We start from the raw sequence: 1,408 nt of genomic DNA, 5'->3' as shown, positions 1-1,408 counted from the left end.
CCATCGCGCTGACCGCGATCGGGATCTGGCTCGCCGTGAGCATCGCCGACCTGCGCCGGACCCAGGATTGCGTGCTGATGGGCCGCCGCGACTGCGCCAAGATCACGACGCCGCTCATCTAGGCACGCCCGCCTACCCAGAGGTCGTCATGCCCGGGCTTGTCCCAGGGATCCACGCTCTTTGTGCCGCAAGGCAAGGCGTGGATGGCCGGGACAATGCCCGGCCATGACGCTGTGGAGGCAGAGCGCCCCAGGCTTCTCAGTCCGACGCGATCGTCCCTCGCGAAAAGAGGCTCCGGCAGGCATCCCCAGCTCCGTGCCTTGCTGTCCCCATGGCCTGTCCGGCTCCATTGAACTCAGGGCGGCGCTCCGATATACGGGCTCTCGACCCGGCCAGAGGGGGGTTGAGGGCGTCATCAGGGGCGCGATGCCCACCCGCCATGCCACTCTGGAACATCTGACAAATATCCGCAATATATCAAAGGCTTAGTGATGTCCTCTACATTCGATCAGGTCGCTACGATCATCGCTGAAACCTGCGACATCCCGCGCGACACGATCACGCCGGATAGCCACGCCATCGATGACCTCGGCATCGACAGCCTCGATTTCCTCGATATCGCCTTTGCGATCGACAAGCAGTTCGGAATCAAGCTGCCGCTGGAAAAGTGGACCCAGGAGGTCAACGACGGCAAAGCGACCACCGAACAATATTTCGTGCTGAAGAACCTGTGCGCGCGCATCGACGAGCTGGTTGCAGCCAAGGGCGCGAGCGCCTAATCGGGCGGCCATGCAACTCGAATATTTCCACATGATCGATCGCATCGTCGACCTCAGGGTCGACGAGAAGAGGATCGTCGTCGAGGCCCAGGTCCCGAAGGAAAGCACCATCTTCGAGGGGCACTTCCCGGGCTATCCCTTGATGCCCGGCGTGCTCCTGATCGAATCGATGGCGCAGGCCTCGGGCTGGCTTCAGCTCGGCGTGTTCAAGTTCGAGCGCATGCCGATCCTGGCCGCCGTCAAGGAGGCCAAGGTGCGCGGCTCGGTATTCCCCGGCGATCTCATGAGCATCGAGGCGAGCCTCACCCATGAGGGCTCGGGCTACGCCATGACCGAAGCCAAGATCAGGGTCGGCGGCAAGCTGCGCGCGAATTCGGCGCTCACCTTCACGCTGATCCCCTTCCCCAATGCGGACATGCGCGGATACATGGCGAAAGTCGCCGAGCGCGTCGGCTTTCCGCAACAGGCCGTATCGCCATGACCGACACCGCTTCGAAGCCCGGCCAGACGGAAGTCTGGATCACCGGCATTGGCCTTGCCACCTCACTCGGCGAGGGCCTCGACGCCAACTGGGCCGCGCTCCAGGAGAAGCGCATCAATGTCGATGAGAAGGGCTTTGCGCCCTACAT

At 63.0% G+C, this 1,408-nt stretch carries 2 protein-coding genes and 1 pseudogene; all 3 read left to right on the top strand.

What is annotated here, in order from left to right:
• Nucleotides 1-491: 491 nt before the first annotated feature.
• Nucleotides 492-779 (top strand): acyl carrier protein, encoded by a 288-nt coding sequence (locus tag AC1D00_RS41075; protein ID WP_007592476.1) that lies wholly within the window; start codon nucleotides 492-494, stop codon nucleotides 777-779.
• A gap of 10 nt (nucleotides 780-789) precedes the next feature.
• Entirely contained in the window at nucleotides 790-1,260 is a 471-nt protein-coding gene (locus AC1D00_RS41070) for a 3-hydroxyacyl-ACP dehydratase FabZ family protein (RefSeq protein WP_135173927.1), read from the top strand.
• Nucleotides 1,257-1,408: pseudogene (locus tag AC1D00_RS41065) on the top strand (beta-ketoacyl-ACP synthase); the annotation flags it as partial. The gene AC1D00_RS41070 and the pseudogene AC1D00_RS41065, both read left to right, overlap by 4 nt.

Source organism: Bradyrhizobium sp. P2_E8, from assembly GCF_056403875.1.
Note: the sequence above shows the minus strand (reverse complement) of the source record. Positions and strands in the feature narration are given on the sequence as shown.

Coding starts and splice junctions, on each gene's coding strand:
- AC1D00_RS41075 (WP_007592476.1), top strand. CDS start 492: ATGTCCTCTACATTCGATCAGGTCGCTACGATCATCGCTGAAACCTGC.
- AC1D00_RS41070 (WP_135173927.1), top strand. CDS start 790: ATGCAACTCGAATATTTCCACATGATCGATCGCATCGTCGACCTCAGG.